Source organism: Nocardiopsis sinuspersici (genome assembly GCF_001998325.1).
Lineage (GTDB): Bacteria > Actinomycetota > Actinomycetes > Streptosporangiales > Streptosporangiaceae > Nocardiopsis > Nocardiopsis sinuspersici.
In genome coordinates this window covers 1,041,675-1,057,628 of the sequence record NZ_MCOK01000001.1, presented here as the reverse complement: position 1 = coordinate 1,057,628, position 15,954 = coordinate 1,041,675, and the positions used below count along the sequence as shown (strand labels likewise).

At 72.6% G+C, this 15,954-nt stretch carries 11 protein-coding genes; 1 reads left to right on the top strand and 10 read right to left on the bottom strand.

What is annotated here, in order from left to right:
- Positions 1-169: 169 nt before the first annotated feature.
- From pgeF to NOSIN_RS04400, 10 genes are all read right to left on the bottom strand, one after another.
- Positions 170-889: a peptidoglycan editing factor PgeF gene (gene pgeF / locus NOSIN_RS04445; protein ID WP_077689513.1), complete on the bottom strand. Its 720-nt coding sequence runs from the start codon at positions 887-889 to the stop codon at positions 170-172.
- Between the two features lie 370 nt (positions 890-1,259).
- Entirely contained in the window at positions 1,260-2,822 is a 1,563-nt protein-coding gene (gene ftsZ, locus NOSIN_RS04440; protein WP_077689512.1) for a cell division protein FtsZ, read from the bottom strand.
- 502 nt (positions 2,823-3,324) lie between these two features.
- Complete coding sequence (locus tag NOSIN_RS04435; RefSeq protein WP_077689511.1) at positions 3,325-4,053, bottom strand: cell division protein FtsQ/DivIB; 729 nt, start codon at positions 4,051-4,053, stop codon at positions 3,325-3,327.
- A 126-nt stretch (positions 4,054-4,179) separates the two neighbouring features.
- The gene (gene murC / locus NOSIN_RS04430; RefSeq protein ID WP_077689510.1) at positions 4,180-5,649 is read right to left on the bottom strand and encodes a UDP-N-acetylmuramate--L-alanine ligase; all 1,470 of its coding nucleotides are present in this window, start codon (positions 5,647-5,649) and stop codon (positions 4,180-4,182) included.
- Positions 5,646-6,806, bottom strand: a complete 1,161-nt coding sequence (gene murG, locus NOSIN_RS04425) for an undecaprenyldiphospho-muramoylpentapeptide beta-N-acetylglucosaminyltransferase (RefSeq protein ID WP_077689509.1) — start codon at positions 6,804-6,806, stop codon at positions 5,646-5,648. Before murG ends, murC begins: the two co-directional genes overlap by 4 nt.
- A complete protein-coding gene (gene ftsW / locus NOSIN_RS04420) occupies positions 6,803-8,245 on the bottom strand; it encodes a putative lipid II flippase FtsW (protein WP_077693400.1) in 1,443 nt (480 codons plus the stop codon). Before ftsW ends, murG begins: the two co-directional genes overlap by 4 nt.
- A gap of 164 nt (positions 8,246-8,409) precedes the next feature.
- Positions 8,410-9,870, bottom strand: a complete 1,461-nt coding sequence (gene murD, locus NOSIN_RS04415) for a UDP-N-acetylmuramoyl-L-alanine--D-glutamate ligase (RefSeq protein ID WP_077689508.1) — start codon at positions 9,868-9,870, stop codon at positions 8,410-8,412.
- 2 nt (positions 9,871-9,872) lie between these two features.
- Positions 9,873-10,901, bottom strand: coding sequence for a phospho-N-acetylmuramoyl-pentapeptide-transferase (gene mraY, locus NOSIN_RS04410; RefSeq protein ID WP_218909564.1), 1,029 nt, complete (start codon positions 10,899-10,901; stop codon positions 9,873-9,875).
- A gap of 41 nt (positions 10,902-10,942) precedes the next feature.
- Complete coding sequence (locus NOSIN_RS04405) at positions 10,943-12,391, bottom strand: UDP-N-acetylmuramoyl-tripeptide--D-alanyl-D-alanine ligase (protein ID WP_077689506.1); 1,449 nt, start codon at positions 12,389-12,391, stop codon at positions 10,943-10,945.
- A gap of 373 nt (positions 12,392-12,764) precedes the next feature.
- Positions 12,765-14,432 (bottom strand): UDP-N-acetylmuramoyl-L-alanyl-D-glutamate--2,6-diaminopimelate ligase, encoded by a 1,668-nt coding sequence (locus NOSIN_RS04400; protein ID WP_077689505.1) that lies wholly within the window; start codon positions 14,430-14,432, stop codon positions 12,765-12,767.
- 293 nt (positions 14,433-14,725) lie between these two features.
- Here NOSIN_RS04400 and mmuM point away from each other — a divergent pair, with 293 nt between their 5' ends.
- Entirely contained in the window at positions 14,726-15,637 is a 912-nt protein-coding gene (gene mmuM, locus NOSIN_RS04395) for a homocysteine S-methyltransferase (protein WP_077689504.1), read from the top strand.
- Positions 15,638-15,954: the final 317 nt, after the last annotated feature.

The following is a 15,954-nucleotide window of genomic DNA, read 5'->3' as shown; positions in this document are numbered from 1 at the left end:
CCGGTGGCCGCCACCCCGGTCGGCGGGGACGGGGCGCGTCCACCACCCCTCCCGCCGGGAAAGCGGTGGGGCCTACGGGGCGGCTGGTCACCGGGAAGCAGGAAGTACCTGTGTGACCCCGGTGGCCCCTGTGATCTCTGGAACACATCCTGGCGGCCCGGTACGACAGTCAGGTCCGCCAGAGGAAGGACGCGAACCTTCCGGTCGGCGCGTTCCGGCGGTGGGAGAACAGCTCGGGGCTCTCCAGGGTGCAGCGACCGTCGGCGCGGATGTCGGTGACGCCCGCACGGCGCAGTTGGGCGGTGACGGCGGCGCGCATGTCCACTCCGGCGGTGCCCCTCCTGGTGGTGCAGGCCGCCTCGGGGGTGTCGCGGGCGGTCTCGTCCCGTACCCGCGGCGGTACCTCGTAGCACCCGCCGCAGATGGACGGGCCGAGGAAGACGGTGATCCGGTCGGCGCGGGCGCCCTGGCCGGCCATGGCCTCGACCAGGTTGGCGGCCACCCCGTGGGCGGTGCCGAGGCGTCCGGAGTGGGCGGCGCCCAGCACGCCCGCCTCGGCGTCGGCGGCCAGGACGGGCAGGCAGTCGGCGGCCAGCGAGGCCAGGACCAGGTCCGGACGGGTGGTGACCACACCGTCGCAGGTGCCCACACCGCCGGGTTCGGTCGCCACGAGGACGTCGGCGCTGTGCACCTGGTTCATCCACACGATCCGGCCGGTGTCCAGTCCCAGGTCCCGGGCGGCGGTCTCGCGGTTGGCGAGTACCGTCCCGCGGTCGTCGCCCGAACCCAGTCCCAGGTTGAGCGAGTCGTAGGGCGGGGCGCTCACCCCGCCGTGCCGCTCGGTGACGGAGGCGCGTACCCCGTGCCCAAGGTCGATGACGTTGCCCATCCGTTCGCGTCCTCCCGCTCCTCGGGAGGGGACCGGTGCGCACCGCGGACCATGGATCCGGCGCGGGCACCGGCGTCCCGGTCGGGCCCGGGCGAAGGGTTTTTCCGAGGAAAGAAGAAAGGTGGCCGTTACCGGCCTGGCCGTTACCGACCCCGCCGTCCCCCCGGTCCAGGACCCTACCACCGCCGTTTCGGGCTCACGGGGCCCGGCCGTCCCGGTGGTGGGCCTCCGGCGGCGCCGGCGGAGGCGGTCGCGCCGAGGTACCGGGCGGCGTCCCCACCACCGAGGGCCCGGCCGCGCGCCGCCTCCTTCGAGGAGGAACCGCGCACGGCCGCCCCCGGTCCCGGGACGAAGGTCCCGGGTGGGGCGGCTACTTCAGGAACTCCGGCACGTCCAGGTCGTCGGGGTCGTCGAAGATGACCCGGCGGCGGGGCGTGGGTGCCTCTCCCCGCCGCTCGGCGGTGGAGTCCGCGACGGCGTGGATGCGGCTGGACTGGCCCTCCCCGTACGCGGACGGCTCCTCCTGGGCGGCCTGCGGCTCCTCGGCGGCGGGCTCGGCCGCCGGAGCCGCGGGCGGAGCCTGCTCGGTGAAGGCGGACGTGCCGTGGGCCGGGGTCTGCGCCCCGGTGTCCTGCTCGACCGGTGCGGGCCGCTCCCGCGGAGCGGGCTCGGCCTCGACCGGCTGCTGGGCCTGCCGCTGCACGGGCTGTGGCTGGACCGGCTGCTGCACGGGCTGCTGGGCCTGCTGCGGCTGGGCCTGCTGCTGGACCGGCGGTGTCTGCGGACGGGCCGCCTCCGGGGCGGACTCGGCCGAACGGTTCTGCGTGATCCACGGCATGCTGGTGGCCGACGTCCCGCTCGCGCCCGCCTCGGCGGGCGCCGCCGGAGCGGACGACTCCTCCTTGGCGAACGTGATGCCTGCCTTGGGGACGACGGCCTCAGGAGGGTCCACCGGACGGCGCTCCCTCACCACCGGTCCCGTGATCTCCGGCTCGTCGAAACCGGCCGCTATGACGGTGACCCGGACCTCGTCGCCCAGGGCGTCGTCGATGACGGCGCCGAAGATGATGTTGGCCTCGGGGGCCGCCGAGTTCGCGACGAGCTGTGCCGCCTCGTTGATCTCGAACAGTCCCAGGTCGGAGCCGCCCTGGATGGACAGCAGCACACCGTGGGCACCGTCGATACTCGCTTCCAGGAGTGGTGAGGAGATCGCCATCTCCGCCGCCGCGACCGCCCGGTCGTCCCCGCGTGCGGAACCGATGCCCATGAGTGCCGACCCCGCCCCCGACATGACCGACTTGACGTCGGCGAAGTCCAGGTTGATCAGTCCCGGTGTGGTGATCAGGTCGGTGATGCCCTGCACACCGGAGAGCAGGACCTGGTCGGCGGCCTTGAAGGCGTCCAACACGCTGACCTGGCGGTCGGAGATGGACAGCAGCCGGTCGTTGGGAATCACGATGAGCGTGTCGACCTCCTCGCGGAGCATCGCTATCCCCGACTCGGCCTGGGTCGCGCGCCGCTTGCCCTCGAAGCCGAAGGGGCGGGTGACCACACCGATGGTGAGGGCGCCCAGGGAACGGGCGATGTTGGCCACGACCGGGGCGCCGCCGGTGCCCGTGCCACCGCCCTCACCGGCGGTCACGAAGACCATGTCGGCCCCCTTGAGGACCTCCTCGATCTCCTCCCGGTGGTCCTCGGCGGCCCTGCGGCCGACGTCGGGGTTGGCTCCGGCTCCCAGGCCGCGGGTGAGTTCACGGCCGACGTCGAGTTTGACGTCGGCGTCGCTCATCAACAGCGCCTGGGCGTCGGTATTGATGGCGATGAACTCGACGCCTTTGAGCCCCTCTTCGATCATTCGGTTGACGGCGTTGACACCGCCGCCGCCGATGCCGACGACTTTGATGACCGCGAGGTAGTTCTGCGGTGCTGCCACGACGAGGGGCCTTTCCGCTCGCATACGCCGCTCCGCCTCCGCAACCGGTGGCTGTGTGCCACCGGGTACGCCGCCGGACCGGCATCCGGTTCTACAGTGTGCGTTTCGGGTTCTCCGACGGGGCGTGTGCAACGCCGTGGTCGGGAGACCCCGGGCCGCCGGTTCCGTCTTCCGTCTTCCGTCTGCCCGGCGGGACCGGTGTGGTCCGCCGTGAAACGGGATGGAACGGTTCCTGCGTACCCGAAAAGCGTGTTTTGCTGCTTTGTTGACGTTGGTTGTGCTTCCCGACAGTAAGCGGACCGCCGACCACGGGCAACCGGTGACGGGTTCAGCCTAACGTCGCACGACACGGGGAAGCGATGTGCTGCCTCGGCGCGTCGCGTCTGGAATGTCCGCGCGTACCGTCCCGGACCTGGCCACACGTGTCCCGGAGGCACCCGTGCCGGACGGTGAACGGTTCCGCCCGCGGCGTCCTCTCCTTTTCCAGGTCCTGAAGACCGCTTCACCTGACGATGGCCAGATCGGGGGTCGCCACGTCGTACACACGCCCCTCCTGGGGCGGGTGCTCTCTCATGAGCACCTTCAGGATGGCACTCTTGTCGGCCGTGCCCTCCGACGAGCCCCACTCGACGAGGGAGCCGTCGGTGAGCTCGACGGCGATCGCGTCGGACTCGGTGGCGTCGATGAGCCGGATCCGGGTGATGAGGGAGTCCGGAGCCTGTTCGACGATGTCCGCGGCCGCGCGGACGCCCCCGTTGCCCTCGATCTCCCCGGTGACCCGGACCAGCGGGTAGGCGTCGGGACGGTTCCCGGAGTCCTCGATGCGCACACCGTCACCGTCCACGAGCCGGTACTCCTCCCCCACCTGGACGGCCAGCAGGGGCCGGCGCTCGACCACCTCGACCTCCAGGGTGGCGGGCCAGCCGCGTTCGACCGTGGCCGACTCCACCAGGAGCAGGGACTCGGCGCGCTCGCCGCTCCGGTCGAGGTCGACCCGGAGCAGGGGTGTGCCGGTGGCCACGTCCAAGGCCGCGACCACCTCCTCCTTCGGGACCCGTTCCACTCCGGTGACCGTGATGTCGCGGACCACGAGCAGCCGGGAGCCGAGCAGGATCCAGGTGACCACGCAGACCAGGGCGACCACCAGCAGCGCCACGAAGGTGACCTTCCACGGGTCGGACCTCCCGCGCGGCCCGGCCTCCACGGCGGTCTCGTCCCGCTCGGCGTCCACCTGTGCCTCCCCACTGTGTGCTCGTCCCGGTCCGTGCCCGCCCCGTACCGGCCGGGGACGGCCCGACGTGCGGACGGGGCCTCGGTCCCCGGTCCCCGTGCGCAGGCGGGCGGCACGGCCCCGCGGTCAGCCCCGGGCGTCGTCGGCCGCCCCGGCGACGGCGTCCACGATGCGCGGACCCAGCTCGGTGACGTCGCCCGCGCCCATGGTGAGCACGATGTCGCCGGGTCGGACCAGTTCGGCCACCCTGCGCACGACCTCGTCCCTGCCGGGCACGTACCACACGCGGTCGTGGTCCACACGCGAGGTGATCAGCTCGCCGGTGACCCCGGGTTCGGGGTCCTCCCTCGCGGCGTAGACCTCCATGACCACGACCTCGTCGGCCAGGCTCAGCGCCGCGGCGAACTCCTCGGCGAAGATGCGGGTGCGGCTGTACAGGTGCGGCTGGAACAGGGCGACGATCCGTCCCCCGGGGCGCTCCTCACCGATCTCACCGGCCGCCTCGGCCTCCTCGGCGAAGGACGCCAGCACGGCCCTGGTGGCGTGCAGGTCGGCCTCGATCTCGGTGGGGTGGTGGGCGTAGCTGTCGTAGACGACCACGCCCCCCGCCTCGCCCTTGAGCTCGAAGCGTCGGGCGGCGCCGGCGAAGTCGGCGATGCCCTCCACCGCCACGTCCAGGTCGTGGCCCATCTCGTCGGCGACGGCGACGGCCGCGGCCGCGTTGAGCACGTTGTGGCGGCCCGGCACGGCGATGTGGCCGTCCACGGGGTCGCCGTCCGCGGTCTGGACGGTGAACTCGGTGGTGAAGCCGCGTGCGAGCACCCGGGTGATCCGGTAGTCGGCGTCCTCGGCCTCGCCGTAGGTGAGCACCTTCTTCCCGCGCTCACGGGCCAGCTCGGCCACCTGCCGGGCGCCCGGGTCGTCGACCCCCACGATCAGGGTGCGCTCGACGCGGTCGACGAACGAGGCGAAGTTGGCGTGGATCTCCTCGATGCCGCTGTAGTTGTCCAGGTGGTCGGCCTCGACGTTGGTGACCACGGCGATCTTCGGGGAGAGCATGAGGAAGGAGCCGTCGCTCTCGTCGGCCTCCACCGCGATGACCTCGCCCATGCCGGCGTCGGCGCCCAGGCCGGTGGTGACCAGCTTGCCGCCGATCACGTAGCCGGGGTCGACCCCCAGGTGCTGGAGCACGACCGTGACCATGGAGGTGGTGGTGGTCTTGCCGTGGGTGCCGGAGACGGCGATGCCCTCGCGGCCCAGCAGCAGCGCGCCCAGGGCGGCGGCCCGGGGCAGCACACGCAGGCCCCGGCGGTGCGCCTCGGCCAGCTCGGGGTTGTCCTCGCGGATGGCGGAGGAGACCACGAGGGTCTCGGCCGTGCCGAGGTTCTCGGCGGCGTGTCCCACGTGGACGTCGGCGCCCATCTCCTCCAGCTCGCGCAGGGTGTCGCTGTCGCGGGCGTCGCTGCCGGAGACCTCAACCCCGGACTGCAGCAGTACACGGGCGATGCCGGACATACCCGCACCGCCCAGCCCGATGAAGTGGGTACGCCCCAGCTTGTCCACGGGAATCGGCTCGGTCGGCCGCACCAGGCTCATCGGGTGTCCTTCCCGTCGTCGTAGAGGACCTCTTCGCCGTCGTCGTCGGGCAGCGGCAGGTCGGGGGTGGGCTTGTCGCCGCGAGCGATGGCCATGACCTCGCGGGCCAGTTCCATGTCGGCGTCGCGGCGGCCCATCCGGGCGGCCGCCTCGGACATGGCCACGACCCGGTCGGTGTCGGTGAGCACCGGGATGAGCTGCCGCGTGATCCACTCGACGGAGACGTCGGCGTTGTCGACCATCAGGCCGCCGCCCGCCTGGACGATGGGCTCGGCGTTCAGGGCCTGCTCGCCGTTGCCGATGGCCAGGGGCACGAAGGCGCCGGGCAGGCCGACGGCGGTCAGCTCCGAACAGGTCATCGCGCCGGAGCGGCACATGGCCATGTCGGCGGCGGCGTAGGCCATGTCCATGCGGTCCACGTAGGGCACGGCGACGTAGGGGATGCCCTCCTGGGTGAGGTCCTGGGGTTCCTCGGCGTTCTTGGGGCCGACGACGTGCAGGACCTGCACACCGCTGTCGCGGAAGGCGTCGCGGGCGGCGAACGCGGTCTCGTTGATGCGCTGGGCACCCTGGGACCCGCCGAAGATCAGCAGGGTGGGCAGGTCGTGGCGCAGGCCGAAGTAGGCGCGCGCCTTGTCCCCCATGGCCAGGCGGTCGAGCGTGGTGATCTGCTGGCGCAGGGGGATGCCGACGAAGCGGCCGTTGCGGATCTGGGTGTGGGGGTGCCCGGTGTACACGTGCGGGGTCAGGCGCGCGCCCAGCCGGTTGGCCAGCCCCGGCAGGGGGTTGGCCTCGTGCACGACGATGGGGATGCGCCTGCGCCGCGCGGCCAGGTAGCCGGGGGTGGCCACGTAGCCGCCGAAGCCGACGATGACGTCGGCCTGCAACCGGTCCAGCTGCTCGCCCGCCGCGCTGAGCGCGCCCGCGAGCTTGCCCGGAACGGTGAGCAGCTTGGGGGTGAGTCTGCGCGGCAGGGGAACGGCCGGGATCAGGCCCAGCTCGTAGCCGCGCATGGGCACCAGGCGGGTCTCCAGGCCCCGCTCGGTGCCCAGGCAGAGGATCTCCGTACTGGGGTCGATGCGCCGCAGCGCGTCCGCAAGGGAGAGTGCGGGCTCGATATGCCCGGCCGTGCCGCCTCCGGCGAGGGCTACCCTCATCGTCGCCGATTCCTCCTTGGCCGGTCACCAGCAGGGACCGGTCCGCTCCTGTGCTTGGCCGTTGTCCCGCCACCGCGGGGCTCCGCCGTGCGCGGGCCGCGTGTCGTGGTGGCGCGCCCGGAGGGCGCGGCGCCGCGGTTGTTCACCGAGGCAGCGGCATTCTCCAGGCCCAGCCAGCTTAGAGCCCTTTGTACCCGGCTGGGACCTCGGGCCTCCAGGGTCTTCCTCGCCTGGGGCTCGGTCTTGGCCAGCGCCAGGAGCACGCCGAGGGCCACCATGGTGGAGACCAGCGACGAGCCCCCGTAGGAGACCAGGGGCAGCGGGACGCCGGTGACGGGCAGCACCCCGATGACGGCGCCCACGTTGATCATGGCCTGGCCCAGGATCCACGTGACGATGGCGAAGGCGGCGAGCCGCGGGAAGGGCTCCTTGACGCGGAAGGCCACGCGCAGTCCGGCGTAGCACAGCATGCCGAACAGGGTGAGCACGAGCAGGGTGCCGATCAGGCCGAACTCCTCACCGATGATGGCGAAGACGAAGTCGGACTCGGCGAAGGGCAGGAAGCCCCACTTCTCGCGGCTGGCGCCGATGCCCAGCCCGAAGATCCCGCCGGTGCCGAGCGCGTAGAGCCCGTGCAGGGCCTGCATCCCCGAGTCCATGGGGTCGGCGCCCGGGTCCAGGAAGCTGGTGACGCGTGCCATGCGGTAGGGCTCGATGGCGATGGCGATGACGGCCAGGCCCAGGACCAGGCCGAACATGGCCACGAAGAGCCTGCCCGGAGCGCCGACCACCCACAGCAGCCCCAGGAAGGTGACCAGGAACACCAGGGCCGTGGACAGGTTGGAACCCAGCATCACCAGCAGGACCAGCATGCCGCAGCCGGGCAGCAGTGGAATGAGCAGGTGCCGCCACTCGGTGAGCTCGCGCAGCTCGTCCTTGCGGGCCAGGATGTTGGCGCCCCACAGGGCGAAGGCCAGCTTGGCGGGTTCGGAGGGCTGCACGATCAGGCCGCCGATGTTCAGCCAGCGGGTGGCGCCGTTGACCTCCACGCCCTGGATGATGGTGAGCAGCAGCAGCGCCGCCGCCACGATCATCGCCGGGTGGCCGACCTTCCGGAAGAGCCGCTGGGGCATGTGGGAGGCCAGGAACATCAGGGGCAGGCCAATGGCGGCCGAGACCATCTGCTTCTGGAACATGGAGAAGGCCGAGCCGGTCTCGGCGATGGAGTTGACCATCGTGGACGAGAGCACCATGACCAGGCCCAGGGCGATGAGCAGCACCCCGGTGCCCAGGATCAGGTAGTAGGAGGTGAGCGGCCGGTCCAGGGACCGCGCCCACTCACGCCACAGGGCGCGCTCGCGCCCGTTCGTCGCCACACGTCCCGTTGTCGCCGCGCGCCTCTTGGGCCGGGCCGCCCGGGGAACCGCCGTCGTCGCCATCCACACCCTCCGCACCACTAGCGCCTCAATACTGGCGTACGGGCGGGTAGGGAACCGTGGACATTCTCCGCGTGTTGGCCATCTTTGGCCGCCGGGAGGGTGTTGGAGGGCACGGCGCGGCCCGCCCGCGCGTGTTCTGTCACGCACGGGCGGGCCTTCGCCACTCAGAGCAGTCGGCTGACGGCCTCGGCGAAGAGGCGCCCCCGCTCGGGATAGTTGGTGAACATGTCCATGGAGGCGGCCGCCGGTGCCAGCAGCACGGTGTCCCCCTCCTTCGCCAGGGAGGCGGCGGCGGCGACCACCGCGTCCATGACGGTGTGGCCCTCGGGGGCGTCGGCGGCGGGTCCCTCGACCTCAGTCACGGGCACCTCGGGCGCGTGTTCGGCCAGGGCCTCGCGCAGACGGGCGCGGTCGGCGCCGATGAGCACGGCCCCGCGCAGCCGGTCGGCGGCCGCCGCCACCAGCTCGTCGACCTCGGCCCCCTTGAGCAGGCCGCCCGCGATCCAGACCACGGAGGGGTAGGCGCCCAGCGACGCGGCGGCGGCGTGCGGGTTGGTGGCCTTGGAGTCGTCGACGTAGTCGACTCCCCCCGCCGTCGCCACGAACGCGATGCGGTGCGGCTCCGGTTCGAAGGCGGCCAGCCCCGCCCGGACCGACGCGGGCGCCACGCCCACCGACCGGGCCAGCGCGGCGGCGGCCAGGGCGTTGGCGACGTTGTGCGGAGCGGCCGGGCGCACGTCGGCGAGCGTGGCCAGCTCCTCGGCGCCGCTGTGCGGCTCGTCGACGAAGGCGCGGTCCACCAACAGGTCCTCGACCACACCGACCTCGCCCGCGCGGGGGGTGTCCAGGCGAAAGCCCACCAGGGGCGTGTGCGGGTCGCCCTCCTCCTCGGCCAGGCGCGTGGACCAGGCGTCGGCGGTGTTGGCCACCCGGATGGTGCCGGGCGCGAACACCCGTCCCTTGGCCCGGGCGTAGGGGTCGATCCCACCGTGCCAGTCCAGGTGGTCGGAGGCGATGTTGAGCACGGTGGCGGCGTGCGGGCGCACGCTGGAGGACCAGTGCAGCTGGAAGCTGGACAGTTCCACGGCCAGGACGTCGTGGACGCGGCCGTCGGCGCCGGGCAGCACGGCGTCGATGACGGGGGTGCCGACGTTGCCGACGGCCAGGGCGTCGCGGCCGTCGGCGCGGAGCATGGCCTCCAGCATCCGCACGGTGGTGGTCTTGCCGTTGGTGCCGGTGACGGCCAGCCACACCTGGTCGGCGGGCTTGAGCCGCCAGGCGAGCTCGACGTCCCCGATGACCTCGATCCCGGCCTCGGCGGCCCGGACCAGCAGCGGGGAGTCCGGGCGCCAGCCCGGCGAGGTGACGACCAGGTCGCAGCCCTCGGGCAGCGGGGTCCCGCCCAGGACCACCTCGGCGCCGGCCTCCCTCAGCGCGTCCGCGACGGGGCGGACGGTGTCGTCGTCGCGGCCGTCGACGACGGTCACGCGGGCCCCCCGGGCCAGGAGCGCCCTGGCCACCGGGGGTCCGGACACCCCCAGACCGGCGACGCAGACCAGCCGCCCCTCCAGCTCGTCCGAGCCGGGGGCCGGGTCGTTCGGTGTGTCGGCAGCGTGGTTCGACATGCCTACCTCGGCATCCATTCCAGGTAGAAGAGCCCGATGGCGATCGCCACGAACAGGCCCTGGATGATCCAGAACCGGATCACGATGGTGGGTTCGGCCCAGCCCCTGAGCTCGAAGTGGTGCTGCAGCGGCGCCATGCGGAACACGCGCTTGCCGGTGAGGCGGAAGGAGGTGATCTGGATCATCACCGACATGGTGATGATGACGAACAGTCCGCCGATGAGCAGCAGCAGGAGCTGGGTGCGGGTGGTGATGGCCAGGCCCACGATCAGGCCGCCCAGCGCCAGGGAGCCGGTGTCGCCCATGAAGATCTTGGCGGGCGGGGCGTTGAACCACAGGAAGGCGATGCAGGCGCCGAGCACGGCGGCGGCCACCACGGCCAGGTCCAGGGGGTCTCGGACCGTGTAGCAACTGTCCGACAGGTAGGACACGCAGGACTGGCGCAGCTGCCAGTTGCCGATGATGACGTAGGCGCACAGGGAGAGGATGGTCGCGCCGGTGGCCAGTCCGTCGAGGCCGTCGGTGAGGTTGACCGCGTTGGAGAAGCCGACGATGAGGAACAGCGCCCAGAGGATGAACAGGCCGATCATCATCGGGGGGCCGAAGTCGCGGAGGAAGGAGAGGCTGGGGGCCGCGGGGGTGTAACCGTACCCGTTGGGGAACTGGGTGACGCCGTAGGCGAAGCCCACGCCGACGACGGCCTGGCCGACCATCTTGGCGCCGCTGCGCAGGCCCAGGCTGCGGCGCTTGTAGATCTTGATGAAGTCGTCGAGGAAGCCGACACAGCCCATGCCGACGAACAGGAACATCACCAGCAGGCCGGAGGCGGTGGGCCCCGTGGAGGAGGGCTGCACCAGCCACAGCACCAGGTGGGAGCCGAAGTAGCCCACCACAGCGCCGAGGATGACGACGACGCCGCCCATCGTGGGCGTGCCCTGCTTGGTCTTGTGTCCCTCGGGTCCGTCGTCGCGTACCTCCTGGCCGAACTTGAACCTGTACAGAAGCTTGATCAGTGGCGGCATCAGCGCCATGGAGACGATCAGCGCCAGCGCTGACGCGATGGAGATGCCGATCACTGGACATCACCTTCGGTGATGATGTCGATGACCTTTTCGAGAGCTGCCACGCGCGATCCCTTCACAATGACGACGTCTCCTGTGCGCAACCGTTCGCGCAGCGCCGCTGCGGCCTCCGGAGCGTCCGCCACGCGAACGCTCTCTCCCTGCCACAGCCCCTGCCGGGCGGCGCTCTCGGCACCGGAGGCGATGCCCTCGGCCGCCTCCCCGACCACGATCAGGTGGGCCACGCCCGTGCGGGCGGCCAGCTCACCGATCCTCTCGTGCTCGACGTGCCCGTCCTCGCCGAGCTCGGCCATGTGGGCGAGGACGGCGATCGAGCGGCGGTCCCGGGCGAGCGCTCCCAGAGTCGCCAGCGCCGCGCGCATGGACTCGGGGTTGGCGTTGTAGGCGTCGTTGACGAGTGTGGCGCCCTCGTGCTCGGTGACCTCCATGCGCCACCGGCTGGCCGGGGTGGCCGCGGCGAGCGCCTCGGCCACATCGGCGACGTCCATACCGAGTTCGTCGGCGACCGCCGCGGCGGCCAGCGCGTTGGAGACCTGGTGGGCGCCCACGAGCGACAGGTCCACCCGGGCCTGCCTCCCGCCCAGGTGGAGGGTGAAGGAGGGGGCGCCGGAGTCTCCCAGGACCACGTCGGTGGCGCGTACGTGCGCTTCCTCCGCCAGGCCGTAGGTGACCACGCGCGCCCGGGTCCGCGAGGCCATCGCGTTCACCCTCGGGTCGTCGGCGTTGAGGACGGCGACTCCTCCGGAGCCCCTGCCGTCGGAGCCGGGGGGAAGCGACTCGACCAGTTCGCCCTTGGCCTTGGCGATGGTGTCCCGGTCGCCGAACTCGCCCATGTGGGCACTGCCGACGTTGAGGACCACACCGATCCGGGGCGGGGCCACGCGGCACAGGTGGGCGATGTGCCCGATGCCCCGTGCGGCGACCTCCAGGACCAGGTGCCGGGTGCCGGTGTCGGCGCGGAGCACGGTGAGGGGGTGGCCGATCTCGTTGTTGAACGAGCCGGCCGGGGCGATGGTCGGACCCGCGCGGCCCACGACCTGCGCGATGAGGTCCTTGGTGGTGGTCTTGCCGGAGGAGCCTGTGACCGCGACGATCTCGGTCCGCTCCGCTCCGCGCCGGGGATCGCTGAGTTCCAGGGCCGTGTACCGGGCGAGCCGGGCCAGTGCCTCGACCACCCCGTCGTCTCCTCCCTGAGCCAGGAGGTGCGGTGCGTCGACGGGGCGGGAGACCAGTGCGGCCACCGCTCCGGCCTCGACCGCGGAGGCGGCGAAGTCGTGCCCGTCGACGTGCTCACCGCCCAGGGCGGCGAAGAGCGCGCGGGGCGCTGCCTGCCGCGAATCGATGACGACGGGGCCGTCGACGACGGCGTCGGGGCGCGCTGATCCGCCTATGGCGGTTTGGGTGATCTCAGCGATCCGATCGAGCGTGAGCGCGATCAAATCCACTCCTCATGTCAGGCCCGGTCCACGGCGCCACAGGGGCGGCTGGCCACCCGGCCGGAGTCAGGTCAGGGGATGGCACCGCGGAAGCCGTGCGCTGCCGCGCCGGGCCTCACCACGGTGTCGGCATAGGCCGCGTCATGGGCGCCACCGTGGGCGGCACGTGTCGGGCTGCGATTGCCGGACCTACCTTAGAACATATTGGGGAGTCCGGGGTCCCTCCAGGGCCTGTGTGCAGCAATATGCTCCGCTTCGTAACCGTTCGGTTCCCCGGCGCCGTGTCGCGAACGCCCGGGGACCGGCGCGAGGAGGGGGCGCGGGCCGTGCCCGCGCCCCCTCCTCCCGGCTGCTCCGACCAGTGGCCTCTGGCGTGTTATCCCTCGTCAGGCACCCGGTGGACGTCCTGGAGGGCTACTCCCAACCGCTCGCGGGCGCTCATCCCGAGGTGCTCCTCGATCATCGAGCGCAGCACCTCGCGGTCGTCGAAGGGCAGGATCTCGCCCTTGACGTACTGGCCGGTCTCGTGGCCCTTGCCCGCGACGACCACCACGTCGCCCGGCTGGGTGCGCTCGACGGCCAGGCGGATGGCCTCGGTGCGGTCGAACTCCACCGTGACGCGGGCCCGCTGGTCCTCGGGGACCTTGGCGACCCCCTCCAGCATCGACGTGGCGATGGTGAGGGGGTCCTCGGTGCGCGGGTTGTCGTTGGTGATGATGAGCTGGTCGGCCAGGCGCGCGGCGGCCTCGCCCATGAGCGGGCGTTTGGCGCGGTCGCGGTCACCGCCGCAGCCGACCACCATGGTCACGGCGCCCTCGGTGGTGGCGCGCAGGGCGGTCAGGACCGCCTCGATGGCCCCGGGCTTGTGGGAGTAGTCGACGAGCGCGGTGAAGTCCTGGAAGGCGTGGGAGACGTCGCGCGCCACGACCGGCTCCATTCGGCCGGGTACGCCCGGCGCGTCGGCCACCCCGGCGATCGCGGTCTCCAGCGGCAGTCCGGCCTCGACCAGTCCGACGATGGCGGCCATCGCGTTGGACACGTTGAAGGGGCCGGGCAGGGAGACGGAGGCGTCCGCCTCCATGCCGCCGGGGCCGACGATGCGGAAGGCGCTGCCGGTGGCGCCCAGACGCACGTCCACGGCCTGCCAGTCGGCCTCCATGGCGGTGGCGGGGTCGGCGTCGGTGTGGCCCTCCACGGAGAAGGTGGTGACGGGGACGCTGCCGTCGGCCTCCACCATGTCCACGAGGGCCCGGCCGAACCGGTCGTCGGCGTTGACCACCGCGATGTCGCAGTACTCGGGGGTGAACAGGCGGGCCTTGGCGTCGAAGTAGTCGCGCAGGTCGGAGTGGAAGTCCAGGTGGTCCTGCGACAGGTTGGTGAAGACCGCGACGTCGTAGCGCGTACCGCCGACCCGGCCCAGCGCCAGGGCGTGGCTGGAGACCTCCATGGCCGCGGCGGTGACGCCCCGTTCGCGCATGAGGGCGAACAGGCCGTGCAGGTCGGTGGCCTCGGGGGTGGTGAGCGAGGACACGACGCGCTCGTCGCCCACGCGCATCTCCACGGTGCCGACCAGGCCGGTGTGCATCCCGGCGCGGCGCAGACCGGACTCGACCAGGTAGGTGACGGTGGTCTTGCCGCTGGTACCGGTGGTGCCGATCAGCAGCAGGTCCTGGGCGGGGTCCTTGAAGATCCAGGAGGCCGCCCGGCCCAGTGCGGCGCGTGCGTCGGGGACCACGATCACGGGCAGCCCGGTGGCGGCGGCCCTCTCCGCCCCGGCCGGGTCGGTGAGGATCGCGGAGGCGCCCGCCCCGGCCGCGTGCGCGGCGAAGTCGGCGCCGTGGGCGCGGGTCCCGGGCAGCGCGGCGTACAGGTCGCCGGGGCCCACCTTCCGGGAGTCGTGGGTGATGCCCCTTACGTGTACCTCCCTGTCGGGCACCTCGGGGGGTCGGTCCGCGCCGAGGTCCGGGCGCAGGAGGGTGGAGTCCGGCCCGAGCAGCGCTGCGAGGGCGGACAGGGGACGAAGTGGCGTGTGTTCAGGTCGCATTACCGGTGGCACGTGTGGAGGTTAACCGCTGCGGACGACCGGTCGGTAATTTCCACGCTGCGTCAGCCGGAGTTTCCCGAACCGGGTGTTCGGCCCAGGTTACGTGTGCCGCGCCGAACGCGTCGATGGCCGTCCGGTGTCCTGTGGACGGACCGCTCCCCTCGCGCACCTGCTTCCCCGGCCGGGGCCCTGGCGCGGGGGTGCCTCGGAAGGCCCGCGGGCACGGGACCGCCGGGGCCGCGGAGCGCACGCCCGGCCTAAGCTGGAGGGATCCTCGTGCGTGGAGGTTCGACATGCCCGGAACCGCTTCCGGCGGGCGTCCGCTGGTGCTCGACGGCGGGCTGGCGACCCGCCTGGAGTCCTACGGCTGCGACCTGGGCGGCGGGCTCTGGTCGGCGCGGCTGCTGGCCGAGGCGCCCGAGCTGGTCCGCCGGGCGCACCGCGACTACTTCGAGGCGGGCGCGGACGTGGCGATCGCCGCCGGGTACCAGGCGAGCGTTCCGGCGTTCACCGCCCGGGGCGTCGGCGAGGCGGAGGCCCGCGCGCTGGTCGCCCGGTCGGTGGAGCTGGCGCGGGCCGAGCGCGACGCCTTCGGCCGCGGCCTGGTCGCAGCCGGGGTGGGCCCCTACGGCGCGGCGCTGGCGGACGGTTCGGAGTACACCGGCGACTACGACCTGGACGAGGACGGCCTGTACTCCTGGCACCGGGAGCGGTGGCGGGTGCTCGCCGACGCCGGGGCGGACCTGATCGCCTGCGAGACCGTCCCCTCGGTGCCCGAGGCACGGGCCCTGGCCCGGCTGCTGGAGGAGTCCCCCGGCGCCCGCGCGTGGATCAGCTTCTCCTGCCGGGACGGCGAGCGCGTCAACGACGGCACCCCCCTGCGCGAGGCCGTCGCCGAGCTCGCCCCGCTGCACGCCGCCGGGCGCCTGGTGGCGGTGGGTGTCAACTGCACCGCTCCCCGGCACGTCCCGTCGCTGGTGCGCGCCGTCGCCGGGGCCGGCGTCCCCGCGGTGGCCTACCCCAACTCGGGCGAGGTCTGGGACGCGGCGCACCGGCGCTGGACGGGTACGAGCGAGCCCGAGGAGTTCGGCAGGGCCGCCGTGGACTGGTACGCGGCCGGGGCCGTGCTCGTGGGCGGGTGCTGCCGCACCGGCCCCGAGCACATCCGCTCCGTGCGCGACCACCTGGACCGCGCCGTCGGCTAGGGCCGTGTTTCCCTGAGGCTCCGCCGCGCCTCGCCCCGTGCTCGGACACCGCAGGCACGGAAACCTTCAGCCCCTACGGTGCACCCGCTCGTACCTCACGGACGCACCTGCGGAACCTCCGGCAGCCCCGTCGGCGCCCCCGCTGTGTCGTCCTTGAGGCTCCGCTGCGCTTCACCTCGTGCTCGGACGCCGCGGGTACGGGAACCCTCGGCCCCTGCGGTGCCCTCGCTGTGCGGTGGCACAGCACCGAGTCCACCGAGCAGCACACCCGGGGCCGTGAACGCCGCGGGGGTGACGCGGGAGGTTCCGCTCCGGGC

What these genes read in the sequence shown, in the direction of transcription:
- pgeF (WP_077689513.1), bottom strand. Translation starts at nt 889, where the DNA reads ATGGGCAACGTCATCGACCTTGGGCACGGGGTACGCGCCTCCGTCACC.
- murC (WP_077689510.1), bottom strand. Translation starts at nt 5,649, where the DNA reads ATGAGCCTGGTGCGGCCGACCGAGCCGATTCCCGTGGACAAGCTGGGG.
- murG (WP_077689509.1), bottom strand. Translation starts at nt 6,806, where the DNA reads ATGAGGGTAGCCCTCGCCGGAGGCGGCACGGCCGGGCATATCGAGCCC.
- ftsW (WP_077693400.1), bottom strand. Translation starts at nt 8,245, where the DNA reads ATGGCGACGACGGCGGTTCCCCGGGCGGCCCGGCCCAAGAGGCGCGCG.
- murD (WP_077689508.1), bottom strand. Translation starts at nt 9,870, where the DNA reads ATGTCGAACCACGCTGCCGACACACCGAACGACCCGGCCCCCGGCTCG.
- mraY (WP_218909564.1), bottom strand. Translation starts at nt 10,901, where the DNA reads ATGGCGCTGATGCCGCCACTGATCAAGCTTCTGTACAGGTTCAAGTTC.
- NOSIN_RS04400 (WP_077689505.1), bottom strand. Translation starts at nt 14,432, where the DNA reads ATGCGACCTGAACACACGCCACTTCGTCCCCTGTCCGCCCTCGCAGCG.
- mmuM (WP_077689504.1), top strand. Translation starts at nt 14,726, where the DNA reads ATGCCCGGAACCGCTTCCGGCGGGCGTCCGCTGGTGCTCGACGGCGGG.